This is a genomic window from Paracoccus sp. MA, assembly GCF_020990385.1.
In the GTDB taxonomy this organism is placed as follows: domain Bacteria; phylum Pseudomonadota; class Alphaproteobacteria; order Rhodobacterales; family Rhodobacteraceae; genus Paracoccus.
Genome location: NZ_CP087598.1, coordinates 2,219,899 through 2,244,396 on the forward strand (window position 1 = coordinate 2,219,899; position 24,498 = coordinate 2,244,396).

The following is a 24,498-nucleotide window of genomic DNA, read 5'->3' on the forward strand; positions in this document are numbered from 1 at the left end:
GCAGCTTGTCCCAGACACCCTCGGGGATTGCCGGGTTAGGTCATGTTGACAAATGGCGGAGCCAGAGCCTGATGCAGGCGACGTCGACGAAGCCAAGGAAGCTTTCGGCGGTTTTGTCGTAGCGGGTTGCAAGGCGGCGGCTATTTTTCAGCTTGTTGAAGCAGCGCTCGACCATGTTGCGCAGGGTGTAGATGGTCATGTCGACAGCCTTGCGCACCCTTCGGTTCCTTCGCATCGGTATCATGGGCAGGGCGTTGCGGCTCTCGATGTCTTCCCGAATTTTATCAGAGTCATAGCCCCTGTCGGCGACCAGAACTGCTGGTTGCGGCAGGTTGTCGGCCATCACCATATCATAGCCGGTGTAGTCGGAATCCTGCCCCGGCGTGATCTCGGTCCTCATCGGGAGGCCTGCGCCGTTGACGCGGAGATGGATCTTGGTCGAGAAGCCACCTCTCGAACGGCCAAGAGCCTCTTTCGGAGTCCCCCTTTTGCGCCCGCCGCATGATGATGGGCGCGGATCACAGTGCTATCAACCATCTGGAGCTTGTCTGGCGCGATCCCAGCGTGGTTCAGCGCATCCAGGATATCCTCCCACAGTCCCGCCAAAGTCCAGCGGCGGAACTGACGGTAGACCGAGGACCACTTGCCAAACTCTTCGGGCAGATCGCGCCATGGCGCACCAGTCCTTGCGATCCAGAATATACCATTCAGAACAAGACGATGGTCCGCAGGTTTCCGCCCGTTAGGGTGCCGGACGGCACGAATGAAGCCCTCGAAGAAGGTCCACTCATCGTCGGATATCAGGTTGCGTGCCAAGTTCATCTCCCACGTAGAGATGAGCTTGAATCATAGGACGACTGCCAGAGGAATCCCTTTTGTCAACACGACCTAGGACGTGGGTCGTAATCGCCGCATTTTACCGGATCGGGCTGCGTATGGCCGGGCAGCCGGGGCATCAGCATCCGCCCAAACGTACCAAAGAGCCGCTCATCGGTACCGCGCAGTTCGGCGCATTTTACCGGGGCAGATTCCATGGCCGCTGCCATATCATTGGCCCGCTCGATGGATCCGGTCGCGATGAAGTTGGAACCGGTATCGGTGGCGATGGTCATCGGGCGACCACACTGATGCCATGCCCCCTGAGCACCGCAGGCGCGCGCCAGAGCGGACTTGTCGGAAACGACCATTTCCAGCAGTTTCCTGAACTCTTCCGCCGATGGTGCGGCAGCGATCCGCAGGCCGAGGATGCATCCCGAAGCAACATCAATGGCGACGCAAACCCACTCACCTCCAACGTTTCCCGCGGTTGATCGGGCGACGGCAGCTTCCGCGTCAAGGCCAGCCCTGAAGCCGCCGCCCGCAGAAGCAGGAAAACAGCCGCCCAGCCATCACCCGCCAACCATATTCTCAAGATGGGGCAGTTCTCGGTGAGAAAGCCGGGTCGCCTCTCAGGGGAAATCAGCAGGCAAAGGCCCGGTCCTGGTTCCGAATCGCCTGCATCGTTAATTTACGGAAAACTCGCTAGTTTTTATCGTGTAAAAATCGCTTGGAATCCGCTATGATGAATTCGTCGCGCAGCCCACGCGCTGCCGGTTTCGGAGGATCTGAAATGACTAGCAAGCCAGACAGAAGCCAAGTGAAACAGGCGGTGTTTGACGAGCGCCGCCAGCTCAGGGGGGCGGCCAATATGCTGGACGACAGCGCCGCCATCGACGAACGTCAGGAACTGGCCGTCCTGCGCCTGACGGAAACCTGGGAGCGTCGCTATGACGCGCTGGGCAGGTGACAAGGCTCCGCGAAAGCCTTCTCGGCGGGGGCGCCATGCCCCTGCCAACAACAGTGAGGGCGCGACGCGACGATCATGCCAGCTACCCGGCCCGCCGGCTGCATCGGTTCCGGCCCAGCAGGCAGCGCAATCCGGTGCGGATCGCTCCGCCGGAAGCCATAAGCCTTGCAGCGGACCGGGTGGCCTTGGCACGCTGACGGTCAAAGGCGTGAAGCGGCGGCCCATCGGGAGATGGAGCAACCGCGCAAAATTCCTGGGGCAGATGCTCTGCATCGGCCGTCCTGCGCATCGCCCGAGCCCTGACGGACGCCAAGGAACACCTCGACCGCTTCCATTGCAAAGCCGCCCATAAATTCACCCGGCCGGCGCGGAAATTGGAAAAGGGCGGGCAAGACCGGAAGGCCCATCGAAACCCTCTGGCGATCTGGAAGGAAAGCAATGGTAGGCCCGGAGGGACTCGAACCCCCAACCAAGGCGTTATGAGCGCCCTGCTCTGACCATTGAGCTACAGGCCCTGACCGGCGACACCATTGATCGAGCCGGCCGCCCGCGTCAAGGATCGGATCGCCCCGGCCAGCCGGAAAATGCCGCAACCCGCGCCTTCGGCAAACCCCTTGATCCGGCGCAGCACCTGTGGGCTGATAGCGCATGAAGCCGCAAGCCGCGGCCCGCCCGCAGCACGAAACCGGAGTTCCGATCATGTCAAGAACCACGCCGCTGTCCCTGCTCGCCCTTGCCCTGGCCGCCACGCCCGCCCTGGCCGAGGATCCCGCCAGCTGCCGTACGGTCCGCTTCTCGGATCCGGGCTGGACCGATATCACCGCCACCAATGGCGTCGCCACCGCCCTGCTGCAGGGACTGGGCTACCGGCCCGATATCCGCACGCTCTCGGTGCCCGTGGGTTATGAGGCGCTGAAGAACGGCGATACCGATGTCTTCCTGGGCAACTGGATGCCGGCCCAGCAGAGGTTCCGCGACGACCTCGAAGCCTCGGGCAAGACCGAAGAGCTGGTGCAGAACCTGGAAGGCGCCAAGTTCACCCTGGCGGTGACCGATGCCGCCGCCGGGCTGGGCGTCGCGGATTTCGCCGATCTCGATGCGCATAGGGACGCCTTCCAGGGCAAGATCTACGGCATCGAACCCGGCGCGCCTGCCAACCAGACCATCCAGGCCATGATCGAAGCCGACAAGTTCGGCCTCGGCGACTGGGAGCTGGTCGAATCCAGCGAACAGGGCATGCTTGCCCAGGTGCAGCGCAACGATGCCGTCAGGACGCCCTCGGTCTTCCTGGCCTGGGCGCCGCATCCGATGAACGTCACGCTGAACATCACCTACCTGTCGGGCGGCGACGAGGAGTTCGGCCCGGATTACGGCGGCGCCACCGTCCACACCCTGGCCCGCAAGGAATGGGTCGCCGCCTGCCCCAATGCGGCGAAGCTGTTCAGCCAGCTGGTCTTTACCGTCGATCAGGAAAACATGCTGATGGCCAATATCCTCGACGAGGGCGCGGATGCCACCGCAGCCGCAAAGGACTGGATCAGCCAAAATGCCGAGACGGTGGCGAAATGGCTTGACGGCGTGACCACGCTGGACGGAAAACCCGGTGCGGAAGCAGTCATGGCATCGGTGAACTGATTGAAGAAACCTAATATTCTGGTCGTCATGGCCGATCAGCTGTCGGGGGTGCTGTTCCCCGACGGCCCGGCCGAATTCCTGCATGTGCCGCATCTGCGCCGGCTGGCGGAGCGTTCGACCCGCTATGCCAACTGCTACACCGGCAGCCCGCTTTGCGCGCCCGGACGCGCCAGCTTCATGTCCGGGCAGTTGCCGCGCCGCACCCGGGTCTATGACAACGCGGCCGAGTTCTGCTCGGACATCCCGACCTATGCCCATCACCTGCGCCGGGCCGGCTATCACACCTGCCTGTCGGGCAAGATGCATTTCGTCGGCCCCGACCAGCTGCACGGTTTCGAGGAACGGCTGACCACCGACATCTACCCGGCCGATTTCGGCTGGACCCCGGATTACCGCAAGCCGGGCGAGCGCATCGACTGGTGGTATCACAACCTGGGTTCCGTGACCGGCGCCGGCGTGGCCGAGATCACCAACCAGTACGAATATGACGACGAGGTCGCCTATCACGCGACGCGCAAGCTCTACGACCTGGCGCGCGGCGGCGACGACCGGCCCTGGTGCCTGACCGTCAGCTTCACCCATCCGCACGACCCCTTCGTCGCCCGCCGCAAATATTGGGATCTCTATGAGGGCATCCCGGAACTGGGACCGCCCGAGGCGATCCCCTACGAGCGGATGGACCCGCATTCGCAGCGGCTGATGGATGCCAGCGACTGGCGCGGCCTCGAGGTCACGCCGGATCACATCCGCCGCGCCCGCCAGGGCTATTTCGCCAACATCTCCTATATCGACGACAAGCTGGGCGAGATCCTGGACGTGCTGGAGCGCACCCGGCAGGAGGCGATCGTGGTCTTCCTCTCCGACCATGGCGAGATGCTGGGCAGCCGCGGCATGTGGTTCAAGATGAGCTTCTTCGAGGGCTCGGCGCGGGTGCCCTTGATGATCGCGGCCCCTGCCATGGCACCCGGCCGCGTGGAGACGCCGGTCTCGACCATCGACGTGCTGCCGACGATCTGCGACCTCGCGGGGATCTCGATGGCCGAGGTCGCGCCCTGGACCGACGGCCGCTCGCTGGCGCGGGGCGCCGAGGGGCGCGGGCCGGTGGCGATGGAATACGCGGCCGAGGGCAGCGTCGCGCCGCTGGTCTGCCTGCGCGACGGCGACTGGAAATACATCGCCTGCGCCGCCGACCCGGAAATGCTCTACAACCTGGCCGAGGATCCCGAGGAACGGCAGAACCGCGCCACCGACCCGGCGGCGGCCGAGGTGCTGGCACGGATGCGCGCCATGGCCGGCGAACGCTGGGACCTCGCCGCCTATGACGCCGAGGTGCGCGAAAGCCAGGCCCGGCGCTGGGTGGTCTATGAGGCGCTGCGCAACGGCGCCTATTTCCCCTGGGATTACCAGCCGCTGATGAAGGCTTCGGAACGCTACATGCGCAACCACATGGACCTGAACGTGCTCGAGGAATCCAAGCGATTCCCGCGGGGCGAATGATGGTCCCGCTCTCCTCCGGCCGCTATGCCACGATCCGCCTGCGGCCGGGCGAGGACCCGCTGGCGGCCCTGCGCGCCCTGCAGCGCCGGACCGGGGCGCCGGCCATGGCGCTGGTCACCTGCGTCGGCAGCCTGACCCGCGCCATGATCCGCCACGCCAACCGGCCGGGAGGCACCTGCCACCAGGGCCATTTCGAGATCACCGCGCTGACCGGCACCATCGACCCGGCCGGCCAGCACCTGCATCTGACCATCGCCGACGGCGAGGGGCGGGCCTTCGGCGGCCACCTCCTGCCGGGCTCGGCGGTCCATACCACGGCCGAGATCGTGGTGCTGATCCTCGACGACCTCACCTTCAGCCGCGCGCCCTGCCCGCTTTCCGGCCATGACGAGCTGGTCATCCGGCCGGCCGCCGGACAGGAATAGCCGCCGCCGGGCCAGGACCCCGGCCTGGCTGCGCTTCTTTCTTGAGAAATATCCTCGGGGGTCCGGGGGCAGACGGCCCCCGGTCCGGCGGTTCAGGCAAGGACGCGGGCGAAATCCTGGCGCAGCAGATTCTTCCGCACCTCGCCCTTGCCGTTGCGCGGCAGTTCCGCGCCCGGCCAGCAGCGCCATCAGGGCACCGTAAAGCGGAATGCCCATTACCGGCTTCCTCCCTGCCTGTCAGGCCCCTGTTCCGGCCAAGGCCCGCGCGCGCGTAAGGCCGTTTCGTGACCCCGCGTCGCGGCGGGAACCCGCCAGCCCGCGCCGGCGTTGCGCCCCGTCATCAGTCAACAAGGATCCCGCCATGTCCGACCTGCTTGTCATCGCCTTCGACGACGAGGCGACCGGCTTCGAGCTGCGCACCGAACTGGTCAAGATGCAGAAGGAATACCTCATCGAGCTCGAGGACGCGGTGGTCGTCACCCGCCCCTCGGCCGAGGACATCCAGCTGCATCAGGCCGTGAACCTGACCGCCGCGGGCGCGCTTGGCGGCGGCTTCTGGGGCACGCTGGTCGGGCTGATCTTCCTCAATCCGCTCTTGGGCGCCGCGGTGGGCGCGGGCGCCGGCGCCATCGCCGGCAAGCTCTCGGATATCGGCATCAACGACGATTTCATGCGCGATCTGGGCCAGTCCATCCCGCCGGGCGGCTCGGCCGTGTTCATCCTGGTGCGCAAGATGACCGCCGACAAGGTGCTGGCGCGGCTGGAAGGCTTCCACCTGCGCGGCCGGGTGCTGCAGACCTCGCTGCCCGAGGCCGAGGAAGAGCGCCTGCGCGAGGCCTTCGCGGGCGGCAGGCTGGGCGCGGCGCTCGGCGTGCCGCAGATCGATCATCCCGCGCCCGCGGGCACGACGGCGCCCCCGGGCTCGGCCTGACGCTTGACGCAAGGGGCATGGGCGTGACAGGACGCCTCCATGCCCCGACGCATGGAAACCCTTGACGACCCCGAGGCGCTGACCGAGGCGCCGACGACCCGCGCCCGCCGGCGCTGGCGGCCGCTGCGCCGCGCGGCGCTGTGGCTGGGGTCCTGGCTGCGCTGGATCGGCTTGCGGCTTCTGGGGCTGATGGCCGTGCTGGTGCTGCTGTTCTCCTTCGTCAACCCGCCGACCACCTGGACCATCATCCAGGGCCAGCGCGAGTTTCCCGGCCGGGCGGCGCGGCAATGGGTCGATCTGGATCGCATCTCGCCCCATATGGTGCGCGCCGTGGTCGCCGCCGAGGATGCCAATTTCTGCAACCACTGGGGTTTCGACATGGTCGAGATCCGCCGGGTCATCGCCTCGGGCTCGTCGCGCGGCGCCTCGACCATCACCCAGCAGACGGCCAAGAACGTGTTCTTGTGGCAGGGGCGCAGCTGGCCGCGCAAGGTGATGGAGACGGTCTATACGCCGATGATCGAGGCGCTCTGGTCCAAGCGCCGCATCGTCGAGGTCTATCTGAACATCGCCGAATTCGGCCGCGGCGTCTTCGGCATCAAGGCGGCGGCCGAGCATTACTTCCAGACCACGCCCGACAAGCTGACCCTGCGCCAGTCGGCGGCCTTGGCCTCGATCCTGCCGGCGCCGCGAACGCGCAACCCGCAGACTGGCTCGGCCCGCACCCGCTCGATCGTCAGCGGCGCCGAGACGATCCGGGCGGATGGCCGCGATTTCTGCCTGAGGTTGCCGCGCTGATCCGCCCATGCCCGCCATGGCGGTTGAAACCGGGCGCCCCGGGGCGTATCAACCGGAAGCCCGAGAACGAACCGGTTTTCCCCTGATGAACACGCCCTCGCCCAGTTCCACGATCCGCCTTTACCATGTCGCCCTGTCGCCCTTTTGCCGCAAGGTCCGGCTGGTGCTGGCCGAAAAGCGCATCGAGGTCGAGCTGGTCGAGGACCGTTTCTGGGAACCGGGCTCGGAAATCATGCGCCGCAACCCGGCAGGCAAGCTGCCGGTCCTGCGCATGGACGGGCGGCTTCTGGCGGAAAGCCAGGCGATCTGCGAATACCTGGACGAGATCCAGCCGCAGCCCTCGCTGATGCCGTCCCTGCCGGCCGAGCGTTACGAGGTGCGCCGGCTCTGCGCCTGGTTCGACGACAAGTTCAACGCCGAGGTGACCCGCCCGGTGATGACCGAACGGGTCTGGAAGAAGGTCATGCGCCTGGGCTACCCGGACAGCCGCACCGTCAAGGCCGGCCTGTCGGCGATCCGCTATCATCTCGACTACATGAAAAGCCTGCTGGAACACCGCCGCTGGCTGGCGGGCGACGTGATGACGCTGGCCGATTTCGCCGCCGCGGCGCATCTGTCCTGCCTCGACTACATCTCGGACGTGGACTGGACCCATTCGGCCGAGGTGCAGGAATGGTATGCCAAGATCAAGTCGCGGCCGGCCTTCCGCAGCCTTCTGGCCGACCACCTGCCGGGCGTCCACCCGGCGCCGCATTATGCGCTGCTCGACTTCTAGGCCGACCGACCCGGCGGAGATCCGTTCCCGGCTGGAACAGCAGGCGCGGGCCGAGGGTTTCTCGGCCCTTGGCATTTGCGCCCCCGACGCCAACCCGCAACTGCCCGAGCGGCTGGCCGCCTTCCTGGAACGGGGCCGGCACGGCCAGATGGGCTGGATGGCCGAGCGCGCGCATTGGCGCGCCTCGCCCGCCAGCCTCTGGCCCGAGGCGCGCTCGGTCGTCATGCTGGCCGAGCTCTACACGCCCGAACACGACCCGATGGAGGCCATCCGCCGCAAGGATCGCGGCGCGGTCAGCGTCTATGCCCAGGGCAAGGATTACCACGACCTGGTCAAGAAGCGGCTGAAGCGCCTTGGCGGCTGGCTGGTCGGGCTGACCGGCTGCGAGATCAAGGTCTTCGTCGACACCGCCCCGGTGATGGAAAAGCCGCTGGCGCAGGCGGCAGGGCTGGGCTGGCAGGGCAAGCACACCAACCTGCTGTCGCGCGAGCTGGGCAGCTGGTTCTTCCTGGGCGCGATCTTCACCACGCTGGACCTGCCGAAGGATGCGGCGGAACGCTCGCATTGCGGCTCGTGCAGGGCCTGCCTCGACGCCTGCCCGACCGGGGCCTTTCCGGCGCCCTACCAGCTGGACGCGCGGCGCTGCATCTCCTACCTGACCATCGAGCACAAGGGGCCGGTGGACCCCGAACTGCGCCCGATGCTCGGGAACCGCATCTATGGCTGCGACGATTGCCTGGCCGCCTGCCCCTGGAACAAGTTCGCCCAGGCCGCGACCGAGCTGCGCTATCACGGCCCGCACGGCGCCCCGGCGCTGGCCGAGCTGGCGCAGCTTGACGATGCGGGCTTCCGCGAGCGTTTCTCGGGCAGCCCGATCAAGCGCATCGGCCGCGACCGCATGGTGCGCAATGTTCTTTACGCCATCGGCAATTCGGGGCTTGCGCATCTGCGGCCGCTGGCCGAATCCTTGCAGCATGACCCCGACCCCGCCGTTGCCGATGCGGCACGCTGGGCCTGCGAACGATTGCCATGATCCACACGCACCCAAGCCCGCTGCGCGGCATCCTGCTCAAATGCCTTAGCGTGCTGGTGTTCACCATCATGGCCTCGATCGTCAAGGCGACCGCCGAGGGCGGCTTGGGCGTGCCGCCGGGCCAGCAGGTCTTCTTCCGCTCGTTCTTCGCCATTCCGGTGATCCTGCTCTGGCTGGCCTTCCGGCATGAGCTGGGCGTGGGGCTGAAGACCTTTCGGCCGATGGGGCATTTCTATCGCGGCATCATCGGCACCGCCGCGATGGGGCTGGGCTTCTGGGCGCTGGCGCTGCTGCCCTTCCCCGAGGTCACGGCCATCGGCTATGCCGCGCCGCTGCTGACGGTGATCTTCGCCGCCATGTTCCTAGGCGAGGACGTGCGGCTGTTCCGCCTGTCCATGGTGGTGCTGGGACTGGTCGGCGTGGTCATCGTGCTGTCGCCGCGGCTGAGCTTCGGCGCCGACATGGGCTACAAGGAAAGCCTGGGCGCCATGGTGACGCTCTCCGGCGCCGCCTGCGCGGCGCTGGCGCAGATCTTCGTGCGCAAGCTGGTGCAGGAGGAGCGGACCTCGGCCATCGTCTTCTGGTTCTCGGTCACATCGACGCTGCTCGGACTGCTGACCATTCCCTTCGGCTGGGTGATGCCGGATGCCGGGACGGCGGCGCTGCTGGTGACCATCGGCCTTCTGGGCGGGCTGGGGCAGATCCTGCTGACCTCGGCCTATCGCTATGCCGACGCCTCGCTGGTGGCGCCCTTCGAATATGCCTCGATGCTGCTGGCGCTGCTGATCGGCTGGTCCATCTTCGACGAGGCGCCGACGCTGGTCATGCTGGCCGGCGCGGCGCTGGTCATTACCGCCGGCATCCTGATCATCTGGCGCGAGCGACAGCTGGGGCTGGAGCGCAACCGCCAGCGCAAGGCCATGACCCCGCAGGGCTGATCAGGGCGGGGCCGGGTCAGGGCGGGGCCGGGTCAGGGTTGGCCGCCGAAGCCGAAGGCGACGTAATCGCGCAGATAGGCCTTCTTCGCCGCGCCGCGCAATTCCTGCTCGTTCAGGAAGTCCGGGAAGGGCTCCGGGTCCGGGAAATCGGCCGGCGCCTTGATCCCGGCGCTGGCGGCAAGCCAGGACAGGTCGCGCGGCAGGTCCGATTCGCGCAGCAGCATGTCGGGGGCGCCGAAGCGTGCGAAACCCGCCAGCACCTCGGACTGGCTGGCCCAGCCGGGATAGGTCGGCAGCGTGGTCTGGCCGTTCAGGTTGCGGCGCAGGAAGTCCAGGAAGGCCGCGAACAGCTCGGCCTTGCGGCCCTGGTCCAGCGCGCCCAGCTCCGGATCCGGCGGCAGGGCGACGCGATGGATCTGCCGCATCAGCTGGCGCAGCTCGGCATTGCGGCCGCCGATCAGTGATTCGAAGGCCGCCCAGGCGCGCAGCAGCGGGTGGCGCAGCACGGTGAAGCTGCGATGGCCGACATGCTGCCGCTTCCATTGCCGCAGGCTGTTCTGGTTGAAGTCGCCGACGACCTCGCCCATGCCGCGCAGCCAGCGCGTCACGCTGTCCGCAGGCCCGCCCTTGACCGGCATGAAGATCAGCCCCCTGCCCGCCTCGGCCCCCAGGAACGAGGGCACCGCCGGGCCCTTCCTCGGCTCGAAATTCGGGATCTTGCGCAGCATGAACGGGTCGAGCCGCGCCAGTTCCGCCTGCATCTCGTCGAAATTCTCGACCTTCTCGGACAGTTCGCGCGGGTTCTGCGGCACCTGGTCGCTGGCCGGCTCGACCCGTTTCAGGTCGGTGCGGCCCAGCCAGTGCAACAGGCCGGTCATCACCTCGGCATCGCGCAGGTCCTCGTAGCCCAGCCAGAAACCGGCCTGGCCGGTCACCTGCAGCCGGTGCATGACCTTCAGCTGGAACTCCTCGATCTCGCCCGCCACCTGCCGGAACTCGGCGCCGTCGAAGCGCACGGCGGCGGGAATCGGCGTCTCGGTCTCGTTGAGCTTCCACTGGTTGGTGGCCCGCGCCAGCGCGGTCGAGACATAGCTGTCCACCGGGTTGCGGGTCAGGATGATCTTGGCGCAGGCCCGGTCCTCGATGATCGCGTCGAAGACCCGCGGGTCGTGGTCGTGGAAATAGCGGAACCCCGGCAGGTGGTTCGGCTTGTCGAAGATCGCCGCCAGCAGCCGGTGCGGATCGGCCTCGCGCTCGGCCATGGTGATGCCCTTGAGCTCGTCCTTGTCGGGCCAGCCCATCATGTAGGGGTTGAAGGCCTCGCCGAAGCAGGTGACGCGCTTGATGGCGTTCAGCGTCGCCTCGAGCAGGTTCGAGCCGGTGCGCATCTCGGCGAAGATCACGAAACTGCGGAAAGACTGGGTCATGGCGCGGTTCTTTCATGGACGGCGGCGGTCGGCGGGTCGGGATCGGTGGCGGGGAAATCCCCCATCAGCTGCGGGCGCAGCCCGGCATTGCGCAGCCTTTGCAGGAACCGCCCCATGCCGGCGATGTCGCGCATCGGCGGCAGGTCGGCCGCGGCCTCGGGCTCGCCGCCCAGCCGCTGCAGGATGCTGCCCAGCACGGCCGAGGGCCGGGCGCAGAAATCGGCCAGGTCCCAGATCTGCGTCTGCGCCTTGAGCCAGACCGAATTCAGCGCCTCCATCTGCGCCAGTTCGGTGCGCTGCAGGATGGCCGCGACGCGGCGGATGTCGTCGAATGGCATGTCGGAATGCAGAAGCGGCACCGCCCAGGCACCGGTGACCACGAAGATGCGCGCATTGGGATCGGTGGCGAGGAACCAGTTCATCTCCTGCCCGTCGCGCGGGCTGAACTGCCAGACCTGCATGCGCGTGGCGATGCGGATCAGGTTGGCCAGAAAGCCGCGCTGGTCCAGGTCGCGCAGCGGGGCGCTGTCCGAAAGCGCCCCCGGCCCGATCGGCCGGCGGCCGGCGAATTCCACGCCATGCACCGCGAAAAGATGGCCATGCACATCGGCGTCGATCCGGCTGGCCAGCCAGGTTTCGAAGCCGGGAAACAGGTCGGTGAAGCCCTGGAACATGGCATAGGGTGCCGAGGTCTTGCCGTTCTCGCGGTCCTTCAGCGGAAAGCGGCTCTGCATGTAAAGCCCGGGCCGGCCCAGCCGGCGGCGCGCGACTGCATGGCTGATGATGCGGTCCACCCGCTCGGGGCGCGGCTCGGCGGCGGACGGTTGCGCGCCGTCGCCAGGGGGGAAATGGTCGTGCAGCCGACCGGCGCCGCGCCAGATCTTGCGGGCGATGAAGCAGCGCGATTGCTGCAGGATCTCCAGGTGGTCGTCGTAGAAGATATAGGGCTTGCCCTGGTTGTCGAACTTGGCCAGCGTCAGCGAGCGGCTTTCGATCCTCATCGAATGCCGCCGGGCAAGGGTCTGGAAATAGCTCTCGTCCGGGATCCAGACCCGGGCGAAATAGCGGTCGAACTCGGCCCGGCGCGGGTCGGTCAGGATGGCCTGCAGCGTGGCCCGGGTCAGGCACCACCATTGCGAGCCCAGATGCGGCACCAGCCCCTGCGGGATGCGCCGCCTGTAGCCCAGCCGGCGCTGCAATTCGACATAGCGGTCGAACAGCTTGCGCCGGCGCCGGAACGAGAAGGGAAAGCGCAGGGTGAAGCGTTCCTCGTTCAGCCCGCCGACGGTCCAGCCGACATCCTCGGCGGTGACGCTTTCGATGAAGTCGCGCGTCGGATGCAGCGCCAGATAGGCGCAAAGATCCTGCACCGGCCGCAGGGGCAGGCAGGCGCCCGAGACGACCAGCACATGCGTGACCTCGCGGAACCTGTCCAGCAGCAGGCCGGCGGCGTCCTGGGTGGCGCGCACCAGGCTGAAGGTGCCCCATTCGCAGGGATGGCGCCGGCTGAACAGCACCTGCCGCAGGTCGGCAAGGTCGGCCTGCATGGTCTCGACCGCATCCGCAGGCGCCTTGGCATCGACATGGACCGCGACCGCCGCCCCGCCCTGGGCCCAGACCCGGGCCATGCGCGCGGCGATGGGCAATTCGTCATGGCACAGCATGACCACGCCCAGCCTGACCGTCCCGCCGCTCATGCCCAGTTCCCCTTGGAGATCAGCCCCAGATCCTCGAGCTGGCGCCAGTCCTGCAGCTCGCAGGATTCCTCGCACCAGAAATCCGGGTCGTCCCGCAGCCCGGCGTGATAGGCTAGGTATTCCTGGCTGTTGGCGTAATGCTGGCGCCGGGTCAGTTCCTCGGCGGATTTCTCGACGAAGGTCGACAGGAACTTGGCGTGAAGCAGGCAGCCCGAGGCCTTTTCGCCGCCATTCTCGTCATAGACCATGTTCAGCGAGCGCGGCAGCAGCATATGGGTCGAGCTGACATAGGCATGCCCCCTTTCCCAGCGGACCAGCGGGATCTTGTTCAGCGCCGGGGCGCTTTCGGGGTCGTCCCGGAAGAAAGCCCGCGCCCGCGGCCCGCCCTGGATCCAGAGATTGCCGTATTCGCCGTTCTTGCGGATGGCGTAATTGGCCGGATCGAACCAGCGCGCGATCTGGAACGGGTCCTGTCCGGCGCGATAGGGCTGCGCGGCCAGCGAGCCCTTGGGATACATGTCCAGCAGCATGGCCGAGAACGAGCGGATGTTGCTGGCATCCAGCCAGTCGGTCAGCGCCTGCAGGGGCCGGGTGTCGTGATGCGGATAGACCAGGAACTCGTCGGGATCGACGGTCAGGCACCAATGCCCGCTGCCATGCCGGCGCAGCAGCCCGTTCATCCAGTCCATGCCGAAGCGCGAGGCCTTGTAGCTGGCGCGGGTCAGCCAGACCGAGACATCCTCCTGCTGGCCCAGATAGTCGCGCCCGCCATCCTCCGAGCCGTTGTCGACCACCAGGAAATGCCGGACACCCATCGCCCGGTAGTAGTCCAGGAACCAGGGCAGGCGCGGCGCCTCGTTGCGCATGACCATGAACAGCAGGATATCGCCCGGCCGGATGCGCGCGGTGCGGTCCCATACCGGCCGCAGCCGGCGGCGACGGCGAATCGCGCGCCCCAGCAGCCATTGACGGCGGGCGCGAAGCATCAGCTTTCGCCTGATAATCCTGAACGGGCGCGGCACGGACCTTCTTTACCTTTTACCGGCGTCACATAGCGGCAACGGTCAGGTCGCGCAATGTGTGACACAACCCAGCGTAGCAAAGCCGGAAATGCCCTTGCCAGTCCGGCACCGGCAGGGGCGGCAGCCGCCGGGCCGGCGCGCCGGCCAGCCGCGCCACCTCGGCCGCCCAGTCGGCCGGGGCGTCCGGGGACAGCCAGGTCGCGTAATCGCCCAGCATTTCGCGCGCCGCCGGCAGGGGGCTGGCCATGACCGGCACGCCGCGGCCGGCGGCCTCGGTCAGGGGCAGGCCGAAGCCCTCGGCCCGGCTGGGCATCAGCAGCCCGTGGCTGCGGCCGATCAGCGCGGCCACCGCGCCGTCGTCCAGGTCGCGCAGCTCGCGCACCGGGCCGCCGGGCGGCAGGCGGTCGAGCCGGGCAAAGACCTCGCGGTTCTCCCAGCCGCGGCGGCCGATGATGAACAGCTGCGGCGGCCGCGCCTGCATCTGCCAGGCGTCCAGCAGCAGCGCGTGGTTCTTGCGCGGCTCGATGGTGCCCAGGGTGACGAAGAACGGGCGCGACAGGTCCAGATCCGCCGGCAGCCCGGCAGGGTCGGGCGCCGCCAGCCGGGTGCCGATGGGCGCGGCGATGATCGCCGCGCGCCCCGGCAGCCCCAGCCGCCCGCGCCAGCGCAGCACGTCGGCGCGCGTCGCCGCCGAGACGGTCAGGATCAGTTCGGCCTGTTCCAGCGCGGCCGTGAAGCGGGCGCGGAACTTCTCCGCCTGCCCGGCGCGGGTGAATTCGGGATGATCAAGCGGGATGGTGTCGTGGATCAGCACCGCCCGCCGCAGAGGGCGCAGGTTCGCAAGCAGGCCCGGCAGCAGATTGGCATGGCCGACATTCACATAGGCTGCCGGCCCCAGATGCGCCTGCGCCGCGCGGCCAAGGCCCCTGCCCTGGCGCCCGGCCCGCACCAGCGCCATCCGGCGCAGCGCCGCCTCAGCCCGCGCGGGCAGGGTGCGCCGGCCGCGCAGCCGGTCCAGCAGGTCCGGCGGCGGCAGATCGTCCAGCGCCCCGCCCAGCCACCGCAGGATCGCCGCGCCGGCGCGGGGCGGCAGCAGCAGCTGGCCGCGCCGCACCCGGCACAGCAGCAGATGCGGGCGGTCCTGCAGATGGGCCAGCCATTCGGCCTCTACCCGGTCGATGCCCGTCGCCGGGCCGCCGCCAAGCCGCGAGATCAGCCGCGAGACATCCAGCACGATCGCCGGATCAGGCCTCATATCCGCCGTTCTGGTGCCAGCGCCAGGCGTCGCCGATCATCTGCGGCAGGGTCGAGCGCGCCGGGTTCCAGCCCAGCACCGAGACCGCCTTCTCGCTGCCCGAGACCAGCTTGACCGCATCGCCGCCGCGGCGCGGCCCCTCGGTCAGCGGCACCGCGCGGTTGGTGACATGCCGGGAATGGTCGATCACCTCGCGCACCGAAAAGCCGTTGCCGGTGCCCAGGCAGAACACCTCCTGCCCGCCATCGGCGACCTTGCCGTCCAGCAGGTATTGCAGCCCCAGCACATGCGCGTCCACAAGGTCCATCACATGGACATAGTCGCGGATGCAGGTGCCGTCCGGCGTCGGGTAGTCGGTGCCGTGGATGGTCAGCGCCGCGCGCTTGCCGTCGATGGCGTCGAGGATCAGCGGGATCAGATGCGTCTCGGGCTGGTGGAACTCGCCCACCTCGGCATCCGGGTCGGCGCCGGCCACGTTGAAATAGCGGAAGATCACCGAGCGCAGCCCGTCCGAGGCGCCGAAATCCTTCAGCATATCCTCGATGGCGCGCTTGGAGGCGCCATAGGCGTTCAGCGGCGTCTGGGGCGTCGTCTCGTCCAGCACCACGCCGTCATGGTCGCCATAGGTGGCGCAGGTCGAGGAAAAGACGAAGTTCCGCACCCCCGCCGCCAGCGCCGCCTCGATCAGGTTGAGCGAGGCGCAGACATTGCCGCGCCAATACCTGCCCGGCTCGCGCATGGCCTCGCCGACCTGGCTCAGCGCCGCGAAATGCATCAAGGCGACAGGGTGGTGACGGGCCAGAACCTCGTCCAGCCGGGCACGGTCCAGCAGGTCGCCCTGCTCGAAAGGCCCGAACTTCACCGCCTGGCGCCAGCCGGTGCAGAGATTGTCGTAGGTCACAGGCTCGAAGCCCGCCGCCCGCAACGCCTTGCAGGCGTGCGAGCCGATATAGCCCGCGCCGCCCGTCACCAGAACCCTGTCGGCCATTCGGGTTATTCCGCCGCCTTGCGCATCGCCAGGACGTCGGAAAGATAATCCGCGAATTCACCCTTGAGGTCGTCGCGCGCCAGGCCGAAGGCCACGGTCGCCTGCAGGAAGCCGGCCTTCGAGCCGCAGTCGAACCGCTGGCCGCGGAAGCGCAGGCCATAGACGTCGCGGCCCTCGGCGATCTCGTCGGCGATGGCGTCGGTCAGCTGGATCTCGCCGCCCGAGCCCTGCTTGAGCTTGTTGAGGTTGGCCAGCACCGACGGCGCCAGGATGTAGCGGCCGATCACCGCAAGGTTCGAGGGCGGGTTTTCCTTGGGCTTTTCCACCATGCCGCGGGCGCGGACGATGGCGCCCATGTCCTCGGCCACGTCCAGAACGCCATAGGCCTGGGTCTTTTCGGCCGGCACTTCCATGGTGGCGACCATGCTGCCGCCGGTTTCCTGATAGGCCTCGATCATCTGCTGCAGGCAGGGCGGCTCGCCCATGATGACGTCGTCGGTCAGGATGACGGCGAAGGGCTCGTCCCCGACCAGGCGGCGGGCGCACCAGACGGCATGGCCAAGACCCAGCGCCTTGTGCTGGCGCACATAGGCGATGGCGCCCGAATCCATGTTGGTCGAGCGCAGGATGTCCAGAAGCTCGGTCTTGCCGGATTTCTTCAGGCTCGATTCCAGCTCATGGGCATGGTCGAAATAATCCTCGAGCGCGCCCTTGCCGCGCGAGGTGACAAAGATGAACTCCTCGATCCCCGCGGCGCGCGCCTCGTCGATGGCGTATTGGATCAACGGGCGATCCACCAAGGTCATGATCTCCTTGGGAATGCTCTTCGTGGCGGGTAGAAAGCGGGTGCCCAGTCCAGCCACGGGGAAGATGGCCTTGGTGACTTTGCGCGTCATGAATTCGGTCTCCTGATTTCTGCGCCAACGGCCCGGAGGTTATCCCTCTTTGTCGACGCCTGCGCAACAAGCGCCTGGTTGGCCCAGTCGTTCCTAAAAAATGTTAAAGCGAGTCAATTCTGCCGTTTGCGGCAATATTCTGCTTGTTCACCCCCGGCGTCTAGGCAAATTTCCCCGCTCGCGCAAAATGCGCGCGGTCTTGCTCAGAAATATGACAGGCGAATCTCCGGGGCGCGACGCGCCCCAAAGCCCGCCGCGCTGTTCCCACCAGCCGCCCGGGACCAGAGTCAGCCGATGCGGCAGGAAACTGGGCGTCAGCAGCAGCAGCGCCGCCAGCCGCCCCTCGGCCACCGCCCGCGCCGCGCGGGCGCGCAGGGCGCGGGCCTGCCAGTGCCAACCGGCCAGGAACAGCGGCTCCTCCGCCAGGCCCGCCGCCACGCGGGGCATCGGCCGGAAGGCCGGCGGCGCGGCCCGGTCCCAGACCGGCGGCGCGGGCGCCGGGCCCTGCCCCTCGGCCAGGCCGCGATCCAGCGTCGCCAGGATCGTCCGGACCCTGAAGGGATCGAGCCGCCCCGCCACCATATGCCGCAGCAGCCGCCGCCGCTGGCTGTCGCGCAGCCAGCCCGGATCGCCGCCATGCCGCGCGGCGAAGATCGCGGCAGAGCGGCCGATGGCGGTCAGGTCGCACGGCACGCCCGCCTCGCCCCGGTCCGCGCCGGGCGCGACGCCATGGATAACCTGCGCCGCCGGGACCACCGCCGTCAGCCCCTGCGGAAAGCGCGCCGCCATGCGCAGGTTCACGTCGCTTTCGTCCAGATGATAGGCAAAGGCCGGGTCGAAGCCGCCGATGGCGACCAGCGCCTCGCGGCGAAAGCCGCAATTGGTGCCGATGGTGCTGACCGGGCAGCCGTCCTTCGGCCCGAGCAGGGCGGTTCCGGCAACTTCCAGCGGCAGGGCGCGGCCCGAGGGCGCGATCCGCTCGGCCCGGACCTGCCAGCGCAGGCCGTCGGGGCCGCGGGTGAAGCCGGTGGCGGCGATCACGCGCGGATCGGCAAGGGGCGCGGCCAGCGCCTCGGCCCAGCCCGGCTCGGCCAGCGCGTCGTCGTCGATGAACAGCACCGCCTCGCCCGCCGCCAGCGCCAGCCCCTCGTTGCGGGCCGCCGAGACATTGGCGCGGTCGAAGGCCAGCCGCTTCAGCGGCAGGTCGGGGCGGATGCCGGCCGCGGCCGGATCGGCCACCAGCACGATCTCGAAATCCGGGTGGGTCTGGCCGGCCAGCGCGGTCAGGCAACGCTCCAGCGCCTGCGGCCGGTGGCGCGAGACGACGACGATGCTGGTCCTGGGCGCCCGGCCGGGCCGCTGCGGCATCAGGCGATGCCCATGCGGCTCATCATCGCCTCCAGCTTGGGCACGTCCGAGGGGTTGTTCAGTTCCCAGAACTCGCGGCCCTTCGCCTCGACCTCGACGCAAAGGATGCGGCGGCCGCGCTCCAGGAAGCGCAGCTGCTCAAGCCCTTCCAGCGCCTCCAGCCGGCCCTCCTCCCAGGTCGGGTATTCGGCCAGCGCCCCGGGGCGATAGGCGTAGACGCCGACATGGTGATAGACCGGCGTCGGGTCGCTGGGACCGAAATCCGCGCCGGCATAGGGGATCACTTCCTTCGAGAAATACAGCGCCCGGCGGTCATGGCCGAAGACCGCGGTGGTGCCGCCGACGCGGCCCGCCACCCGGTCGGCGATCAGGTCCGAGCGCATGGCCCCCGAGCAGCGCAGCACCGGGGTCGCCACGTCGGCGCCGGGATCGGCCTTGAGCCCGGCCACCAGCTCCTCGACGAACCAGGCGGGGGTCAGCGGGGCATCGCCCTGCAGGTTCACCACGATCTCATGCGTCAGCCCCAGCTTCGCCACCGCCTCGGCGCAGCGTTCCGTGCCGTTGCGGGCGGCAGTCGAGGTCATGGCGACCTCGGCCCCGAAGCCCTCGGCATGGTCGCGGATGCGCTCGTCATCGGTGGCGACGATCACCCGGTCGATGCCCCGGACGGCGCGCGCCGCCTCCCAGCTGCGGCGGATCAGGCTCAGCCCCTCGCCGGTGGCGCCGCGCAGCTCGACCAGCGGCTTGCCGGGATAGCGCGTCGAGGCGTGGCGGGCGGGAATGACGATGACGACCGACATGGGGATCAGTCCTTGACCAGCAGCACGCCGGGGGCGAAGGCGATGAAGAACGGGTTCTCGAAGCCGGGCTTGCCGTATTTCAGCGCCGTGTGGTCGTCGAAGCGCACCACCTCGCCGCCCGCGCCGCGCAGCACCGCGTCGCCGGCGGCGGTGTCCCATTCCATGGTGCGGCCGAGCCGCGGGTAGAGGTCGGCCTCGCCCGTCGCCACCAGGCAGAACTTCAGCGAGCTGCCCGCCGAGGTCATGTCGCGCACCCCGTAGCGGGCGATATAGTCGTCGGTCGCGGCGTCGCGATGCGATTTCGAGGCGACGACCATCAGCGCCCGGTTGTCGGGCGTCGAGGTCACGCCGATCGGCGTGACCTCGCCCGGCTCGTCGCCGAAGGGACCATGTTCCTCAACCGAGCCGCCCTCGGCATTGGTATAGAACAGCCGGCCCTTGGCCGGGGCATAGACGACGCCAAGCCGCGGCACGCCGTTCTGGACATAGGCGATGTTGACGGTGAAGTCGCCGCGGCGCTGCACGAATTCCTTGGTGCCGTCCAGCGGATCGACGATCAGGAAGGTGGACAGGCTCTGGCCGTGGGTCTCGGCCTGCTCCTCGGTCACCAGCGGGATGTCGGGAAAGGCGGCGCGCAGCCCGGCCGAGATCAGCGCGTCGGCGGCCTCGTCGGCCTGGGTCACCGGCGAGGCGTCGGATTTCGCGCGCACGTCGAAATCCTCGGCGCCATAGACCTGCATGATCTCGTCGCCGGCCCGCAGGGCGAGGCGGCGCATTTCGGCAATCATTCGATCGAATTGCATGGTTTTTCCTTTCCGTCCCGAAGCCTCGGGGATGCGGCGCCGATTGAATACGGCTGTCGGCTTCCTTATGATGCGGCGGATCGCGCAGGGCAAGCGCCCCGCGAAAGCCGCAACAGAAACCCCCGGGCCCCTAACCCCTAGGCAGGAACCGACCCGCCGATGTTCACCCAGCGCCGCAACCGCAACATGGTCGAGGCCGCGTTCACCACGCTGTCGCTGATCTATCATGTCACGGTGAACAACCTGCGCAAGGGCCAGCGCAACGCCGTGGTCGGCCTGATCATGACGGTCACCCAGGCCATCGCCATGATCGCGGGCTTCTACCTGATCTTCGCCATGATGGGGGTGCGCCGGGCGCCGATCCGGGGCGACTACATCGTCTATATCATGTCCGGCATCTTCATGTTCATGGCCCATTCCCAGGCCATCGGCGCGGTGGCGGGGGCGGGCAGCCCCAGCAACCAGATGATGAAGCACGGGCCGATGAACACCGCAGTGATGATCTCGGCCGCGGCGCTGGCCTCGCTTTACCGGCAGACCTTCTCCAGCATTGTGGTGCTGACCGGCTATCACTACCTGATCCAGCCGATCCAGATCGACCGGCCGCTGGCCTGCTATGCCATGCTGCTGCTGGCCTGGTTCTCGGGCTGCTGCATCGGGCTGATCTTCCTGTCGATCCGGCCGTGGTGGCCGCAGGCGGCGCAGGTGCTGACCCAGTTCTACCAGCGCATCAACATGGTGTTCTCGGGCAAGATGTTCGTGGCCAATATGATGCCGACGGTGATGCTGCACATGTTCTCGTGGAACCCGCTGTTCCATGTCATCGACCAGACGCGCGGCTTCGCCTTCATCAACTACTCGCCGCGCAACTCGTCGCTGGACTATCCGCTCTATGCCACGCTGACGCTGCTGATGATCGGGCTGATGGCGGAATTCGTGACCCGCAAGGCGGTCTCGATCAGCTGGTCGGCCGGCCGGTGAGCGTGTCCCGCCCCCCGCCCCCTCTGTGCCCGCGCGCGGCGTTCCGCCCGCCCTGGCGCAGGCATGCCAAGCGCAGGCGCAGGCGGGATGTTTTCTGCCATCCGGTCTGCTTGCAGCCCGCCAGACCCCTTCCTATATAGGCCCATGAAGCTCGGAGGGCCCTGAACAGGGTCCCTTCGGTCAATCCAGGGATCGGGCTTTCGGGGGCCGATTGAGGACCCGAGGCCCAGAATATCGCCGCAAGAAAGGTTATTGCATGTCCAAAGTCATCGGCATCGACCTCGGAACCACCAACAGCTGCGTCGCCATCATGGATGGCAGCCAGCCCAAGGTCATCGAGAATTCGGAAGGCGCGCGCACCACGCCCTCGATCGTTGCCTTCACCGACAGCGAGCGTCTGGTCGGCCAGCCCGCCAAGCGCCAGGCGGTGACCAACCCCTCGAACACCATCTTTGCCGTCAAGCGCCTGATCGGCCGCCGCACCACCGACGCGGAAGTCGAGAAGGACAAGAAGCTCGTCCCTTATGCCATCGTCGACGGCGGCAATGGCGACGCCTGGGTCGAGGTCCGGGGCGACAAGTATTCGCCCAGCCAGATTTCCGCCTTCATCCTGCAGAAGATGAAGGAAACCGCAGAATCCTACCTGGGCGAACCGGTCACCCAGGCGGTGATCACGGTGCCCGCCTATTTCAACGACGCCCAGCGTCAGGCCACCAAGGATGCCGGCAAGATCGCCGGGCTGGAAGTGCTGCGCATCATCAACGAGCCGACCGCGGCCGCGCTGGCCTATGGGCTCGACAAGAAGGACAGCAAGACCATCGCGGTCTATGACCTCGGCGGCGGCACCTTCGATATCACCATCCTGGAAATCGACGACGGCCTCTTCGAGGTGAAATCCACCAACGGGGACACGTTCCTGGGCGGTGAAGACTTCGACATGCGCATCGTCAACTACCTGGCCGATGAGTTCAAGAAAGAGCATGGCGTCGACCTGACCAAGGACAAGATGGCGCTGCAGCGGCTCAAGGAAGCCGCCGAGAAGGCCAAGATCGAGCTGTCGAGCTCCAGCCAGACCGAGATCAACCAGCCGTTCATCTCGATGGACAAGGACTCGGGCACGCCGCTGCACATGGTGATGAAGCTGACCCGCGCCAAGCTGGAAAGCCTGGTCGCCGACCTGATCAAGCGCACCATGAAGCCCGTCCAGGACGCGCTGAAGGATGCCGGCATGTCGAAAGGCGACATCGACGAGATCGTGCTGGTCGGCGGCATGACCCGGATGCCCAAGGTGGTCGAGGAGGTGACCGCCTTCTTCGGCAAGGAGCCGCATAAGGGCGTGAACCCGGACGAGGTCGTGGCGCTTGGCGCCGCCATCCAGGCCGGCGTTCTGCAGGGCGACGTCAAGGACGTGGTGCTGCTGGACGTGACGCCGCTGTCCCTGGGCATCGAGACGCTGGGCGGCGTGTTCACCCGGCTGATCGACCGCAACACCACCATCCCGACCAAGAAGTCGCAGATCTTCTCGACCGCCGAGGACAACCAGAACGCCGTGACCATCCGGGTCTTCCAGGGTGAGCGCGAGATGGCCGCGGACAACAAGCTTCTGGGCCAGTTCAACCTGGAAAACATCCCGCCGGCGCCGCGCGGCATGCCGCAGATCGAGGTGACCTTCGACATCGACGCCAACGGCATCGTCTCGGTCTCGGCCAAGGACAAGGGCACCGGGAAAGAGCAGAAGATCACCATTCAGGCCTCGGGCGGGCTGTCGGACGACGAGATCGAGAAGATGGTCAAGGACGCCGAGGCCAATGCCGAGGCCGACAAGAAGCGCAAGGAGCTGGTCGAGGCCAAGAACCAGGCCGAAAGCCTGATCCACACCACCAAGAAATCGCTGGAAGAGCATGGCGACAAGGTGGACGGCTCGACCGTCGAGGCGATCGAGCTGGCGGTCGGCGCGCTGGAAGAGGCGGTCAAGTCCGAGGATGCCGGCAAGATCAAGGGCGGCATCCAGAACCTGATGGACGCCTCGATGAAGCTGGGCGAGGCCATCTACAAGGCCAGCCAGGCCGAGGCGGGCGCCGGCGATGCCGAGCGCGAAGCCGGTCCGCGCGACGTGGATGACGAGATCGTCGATGCCGATTTCGAGGATCTCGGCGAAGACAAGCGCAAGTGAGCGCGATGTAAACCCACCGGCCGGCCCGCTGCAGACCCGCACGGGCCGGTCCTGTCTTGAAAGACCCCGGACGCGATCGACATGGCGAAACGTGACTATTACGAGGTGCTGGGCGTTGCACGGGGCGCCTCGGCCGACGAGATCAAGAAGGCCTACCGCGCCAAGGCAAAGCAGCTGCACCCCGACCGCAACAAGGATTGCAAGGTCTCGGAGGCGGCGTTCAAGGAAGTGAACGAGGCCTATGACTGCCTGAAGGACGACCAGAAGAAGGCCGCCTATGACCGCTTCGGCCATGCCGCCTTCGAGAATGGCGGCGGCGGCTTCGGGCGCGGCGGCAACGGTCATGGCGATTTCGGCTCGGCCTTCGCCGATGTGTTCGAGGACCTGTTCGGCGACATGATGGGCCGCCGGCCCGGCGCGGGCGGCCGCTCGCGCGCCAGCCGCGGCCAGGACCTGCGCTACAACCTGCGCGTCTCGCTGGAAGAGGCCTATGGCGGCGTGCAGAAGACCATCACCGTGCCCGGCTCGGTCGCCTGCGGCGCCTGCAACGGCACCGGCGCCGAAGGCGCGGTCGAGCCCGCCACCTGCCCCACCTGTTCCGGCATGGGCAAGGTCCGCGCCACCCAGGGCTTCTTCACCGTCGAGCGCACCTGCCCGACCTGCAACGGCCATGGCCAGATCGTCAAGAATCCCTGCCAGGAATGCCGTGGCGCCGGTCGCGTCCAGAAGGAACGCACCCTGTCGGTGAACATCCCCGCCGGCGTCGAGACCGGCACCCGCATCCGCCTGGCCGGCGAGGGCGAGGCCGGGATGCGCGGCGGCCCGGCGGGCGATCTCTACATCTTCATCGAGGTCAAGGAACACCCGATCTTCCTGCGCGACGGCCGGATGCTGGCCTGCCAGGTGCCGGTCAGCATGGCCACCGCCGCGCTGGGGGGCGAGATCGAGGTGCCGACCATCGACGGCGGCCGCTCGCGCGTCAAGGTTCCGCCGGGCACGCAATCCGGCAAGCAGCTGCGGCTGCGCGGCAAGGGCATGCCGCCGCTGCGCCACGGGCCGGGGATGAACGGCGAATCGGGCGACATGCTGATCGAGCTGACGGTCGAGACGCCGGTGAACCTGACCGCGCGGCAGAAAGAGCTTTTGCGCGAATTCGAGGCGATCAGCGCCGACAACAACCCGCAGACCCAGGGGTTCTTTCACAAGATCAAGGGCTTCTGGGACGAGATGAAGGGCTGAACCGGCCAGGGCGGCGCCCCTGGCCGCCTTG

At 67.7% G+C, this 24,498-nt stretch carries 23 protein-coding genes and 1 tRNA gene; 12 read left to right on the forward strand and 12 right to left on the reverse strand.

Annotated elements, in window-relative coordinates:
• Positions 1–40: 40 nt before the first annotated feature.
• Together LOS78_RS18150 and LOS78_RS18155 are read right to left on the reverse strand one after the other, a co-directional pair.
• A protein-coding gene (locus tag LOS78_RS18150) for an IS5 family transposase (RefSeq protein ID WP_085999836.1) occupies positions 41–822 on the reverse strand; the annotation gives its coding sequence in 2 pieces (ribosomal slippage) (positions 41–480 and positions 480–822; 783 coding nt in all).
• 56 nt (positions 823–878) lie between these two features.
• Positions 879–1,112 carry a hypothetical protein gene (locus tag LOS78_RS18155; RefSeq protein WP_230377695.1) on the reverse strand — a complete coding sequence of 78 codons (234 nt, stop codon included), beginning with the start codon at positions 1,110–1,112 and terminating at the stop codon, positions 879–881.
• A 497-nt stretch (positions 1,113–1,609) separates the two neighbouring features.
• Here LOS78_RS18155 and LOS78_RS18160 point away from each other — a divergent pair, with 497 nt between their 5' ends.
• Positions 1,610–1,786 (forward strand): hypothetical protein, encoded by a 177-nt coding sequence (locus tag LOS78_RS18160; protein WP_156933613.1) that lies wholly within the window; start codon positions 1,610–1,612, stop codon positions 1,784–1,786.
• Positions 1,787–2,225: 439 nt separating this feature from the next.
• Here LOS78_RS18160 and LOS78_RS18165 read toward each other — a convergent pair.
• Positions 2,226–2,301: transfer RNA gene (locus LOS78_RS18165), tRNA-Ile, on the reverse strand.
• Between the two features lie 184 nt (positions 2,302–2,485).
• Between LOS78_RS18165 and choX the strand changes: the two genes are divergently transcribed.
• The 8 genes from choX (at position 2,486) to LOS78_RS18205 (ending at position 9,818) form a co-directional block, all read left to right on the forward strand.
• Complete coding sequence (choX, locus tag LOS78_RS18170) at positions 2,486–3,421, forward strand: choline ABC transporter substrate-binding protein (RefSeq protein ID WP_230377696.1); 936 nt, start codon at positions 2,486–2,488, stop codon at positions 3,419–3,421.
• Entirely contained in the window at positions 3,422–4,918 is a 1,497-nt protein-coding gene (gene betC, locus LOS78_RS18175; protein WP_230377697.1) for a choline-sulfatase, read from the forward strand. It begins immediately after the preceding gene.
• On the forward strand, positions 4,918–5,343 hold the full coding sequence (locus tag LOS78_RS18180) for a PPC domain-containing DNA-binding protein (RefSeq protein ID WP_230377698.1): 426 nt from the start codon (positions 4,918–4,920) through the stop codon (positions 5,341–5,343). Before betC ends, LOS78_RS18180 begins: the two co-directional genes overlap by 1 nt.
• 361 nt (positions 5,344–5,704) lie before the next feature.
• Positions 5,705–6,274 (forward strand): DUF1269 domain-containing protein, encoded by a 570-nt coding sequence (locus tag LOS78_RS18185; protein ID WP_028714036.1) that lies wholly within the window; start codon positions 5,705–5,707, stop codon positions 6,272–6,274.
• 39 nt (positions 6,275–6,313) lie between these two features.
• Entirely contained in the window at positions 6,314–7,072 is a 759-nt protein-coding gene (mtgA, locus tag LOS78_RS18190) for a monofunctional biosynthetic peptidoglycan transglycosylase (protein WP_230377699.1), read from the forward strand.
• Between the two features lie 85 nt (positions 7,073–7,157).
• Positions 7,158–7,847 carry a glutathione S-transferase family protein gene (locus LOS78_RS18195; RefSeq protein WP_028716188.1) on the forward strand — a complete coding sequence of 230 codons (690 nt, stop codon included), beginning with the start codon at positions 7,158–7,160 and terminating at the stop codon, positions 7,845–7,847.
• Positions 7,828–8,880, forward strand: a complete 1,053-nt coding sequence (queG, locus tag LOS78_RS18200) for a tRNA epoxyqueuosine(34) reductase QueG (RefSeq protein WP_230377700.1) — start codon at positions 7,828–7,830, stop codon at positions 8,878–8,880. The genes LOS78_RS18195 and queG overlap by 20 nt, the downstream gene beginning before the upstream one ends.
• On the forward strand, positions 8,877–9,818 hold the full coding sequence (locus LOS78_RS18205) for a DMT family transporter (protein ID WP_028714040.1): 942 nt from the start codon (positions 8,877–8,879) through the stop codon (positions 9,816–9,818). Before queG ends, LOS78_RS18205 begins: the two co-directional genes overlap by 4 nt.
• A gap of 32 nt (positions 9,819–9,850) precedes the next feature.
• Here the strand turns inward: LOS78_RS18205 and LOS78_RS18210 are convergent, their stop codons facing one another.
• From LOS78_RS18210 to cysQ, 9 genes are all read right to left on the reverse strand, one after another.
• Complete coding sequence (locus LOS78_RS18210; RefSeq protein ID WP_230377701.1) at positions 9,851–11,245, reverse strand: sulfotransferase; 1,395 nt, start codon at positions 11,243–11,245, stop codon at positions 9,851–9,853.
• Positions 11,242–12,942 (reverse strand): beta-1,6-N-acetylglucosaminyltransferase, encoded by a 1,701-nt coding sequence (locus tag LOS78_RS18215; protein ID WP_230377702.1) that lies wholly within the window; start codon positions 12,940–12,942, stop codon positions 11,242–11,244. Before LOS78_RS18215 ends, LOS78_RS18210 begins: the two co-directional genes overlap by 4 nt.
• On the reverse strand, positions 12,939–13,928 hold the full coding sequence (locus LOS78_RS18220; protein WP_036696963.1) for a glycosyltransferase family 2 protein: 990 nt from the start codon (positions 13,926–13,928) through the stop codon (positions 12,939–12,941). Before LOS78_RS18220 ends, LOS78_RS18215 begins: the two co-directional genes overlap by 4 nt.
• A 61-nt stretch (positions 13,929–13,989) precedes the next feature.
• Entirely contained in the window at positions 13,990–15,219 is a 1,230-nt protein-coding gene (locus LOS78_RS18225; protein WP_230377703.1) for a glycosyltransferase family 1 protein, read from the reverse strand.
• Positions 15,209–16,207, reverse strand: a complete 999-nt coding sequence (gene galE, locus LOS78_RS18230) for a UDP-glucose 4-epimerase GalE (protein WP_230377704.1) — start codon at positions 16,205–16,207, stop codon at positions 15,209–15,211. The genes LOS78_RS18225 and galE overlap by 11 nt, the downstream gene beginning before the upstream one ends.
• Positions 16,208–16,212: 5 nt before the next feature.
• The gene (locus LOS78_RS18235; protein WP_028714046.1) at positions 16,213–17,103 is read right to left on the reverse strand and encodes a UTP--glucose-1-phosphate uridylyltransferase; all 891 of its coding nucleotides are present in this window, start codon (positions 17,101–17,103) and stop codon (positions 16,213–16,215) included.
• A 147-nt stretch (positions 17,104–17,250) separates the two neighbouring features.
• On the reverse strand, positions 17,251–18,471 hold the full coding sequence (locus LOS78_RS18240) for a glycosyltransferase family 2 protein (protein WP_028714047.1): 1,221 nt from the start codon (positions 18,469–18,471) through the stop codon (positions 17,251–17,253).
• Positions 18,471–19,271, reverse strand: a complete 801-nt coding sequence (locus LOS78_RS18245; protein ID WP_230377705.1) for a 3-deoxy-manno-octulosonate cytidylyltransferase — start codon at positions 19,269–19,271, stop codon at positions 18,471–18,473. Before LOS78_RS18245 ends, LOS78_RS18240 begins: the two co-directional genes overlap by 1 nt.
• Before the next feature lie 5 nt (positions 19,272–19,276).
• Positions 19,277–20,074: a 3'(2'),5'-bisphosphate nucleotidase CysQ gene (cysQ, locus tag LOS78_RS18250; protein WP_230377706.1), complete on the reverse strand. Its 798-nt coding sequence runs from the start codon at positions 20,072–20,074 to the stop codon at positions 19,277–19,279.
• Positions 20,075–20,233: 159 nt separating this feature from the next.
• Here cysQ and LOS78_RS18255 point away from each other — a divergent pair, with 159 nt between their 5' ends.
• From LOS78_RS18255 to dnaJ, 3 genes are all read left to right on the forward strand, one after another.
• Positions 20,234–21,055: an ABC transporter permease gene (locus tag LOS78_RS18255; protein WP_028714050.1), complete on the forward strand. Its 822-nt coding sequence runs from the start codon at positions 20,234–20,236 to the stop codon at positions 21,053–21,055.
• Between the two features lie 256 nt (positions 21,056–21,311).
• A complete protein-coding gene (gene dnaK, locus LOS78_RS18260) occupies positions 21,312–23,228 on the forward strand; it encodes a molecular chaperone DnaK (RefSeq protein WP_028714051.1) in 1,917 nt (638 codons plus the stop codon).
• 81 nt (positions 23,229–23,309) lie between these two features.
• Positions 23,310–24,467, forward strand: a complete 1,158-nt coding sequence (dnaJ, locus tag LOS78_RS18265) for a molecular chaperone DnaJ (protein WP_230377707.1) — start codon at positions 23,310–23,312, stop codon at positions 24,465–24,467.
• The last annotated feature ends 31 nt before the right edge of the window (positions 24,468–24,498 follow it).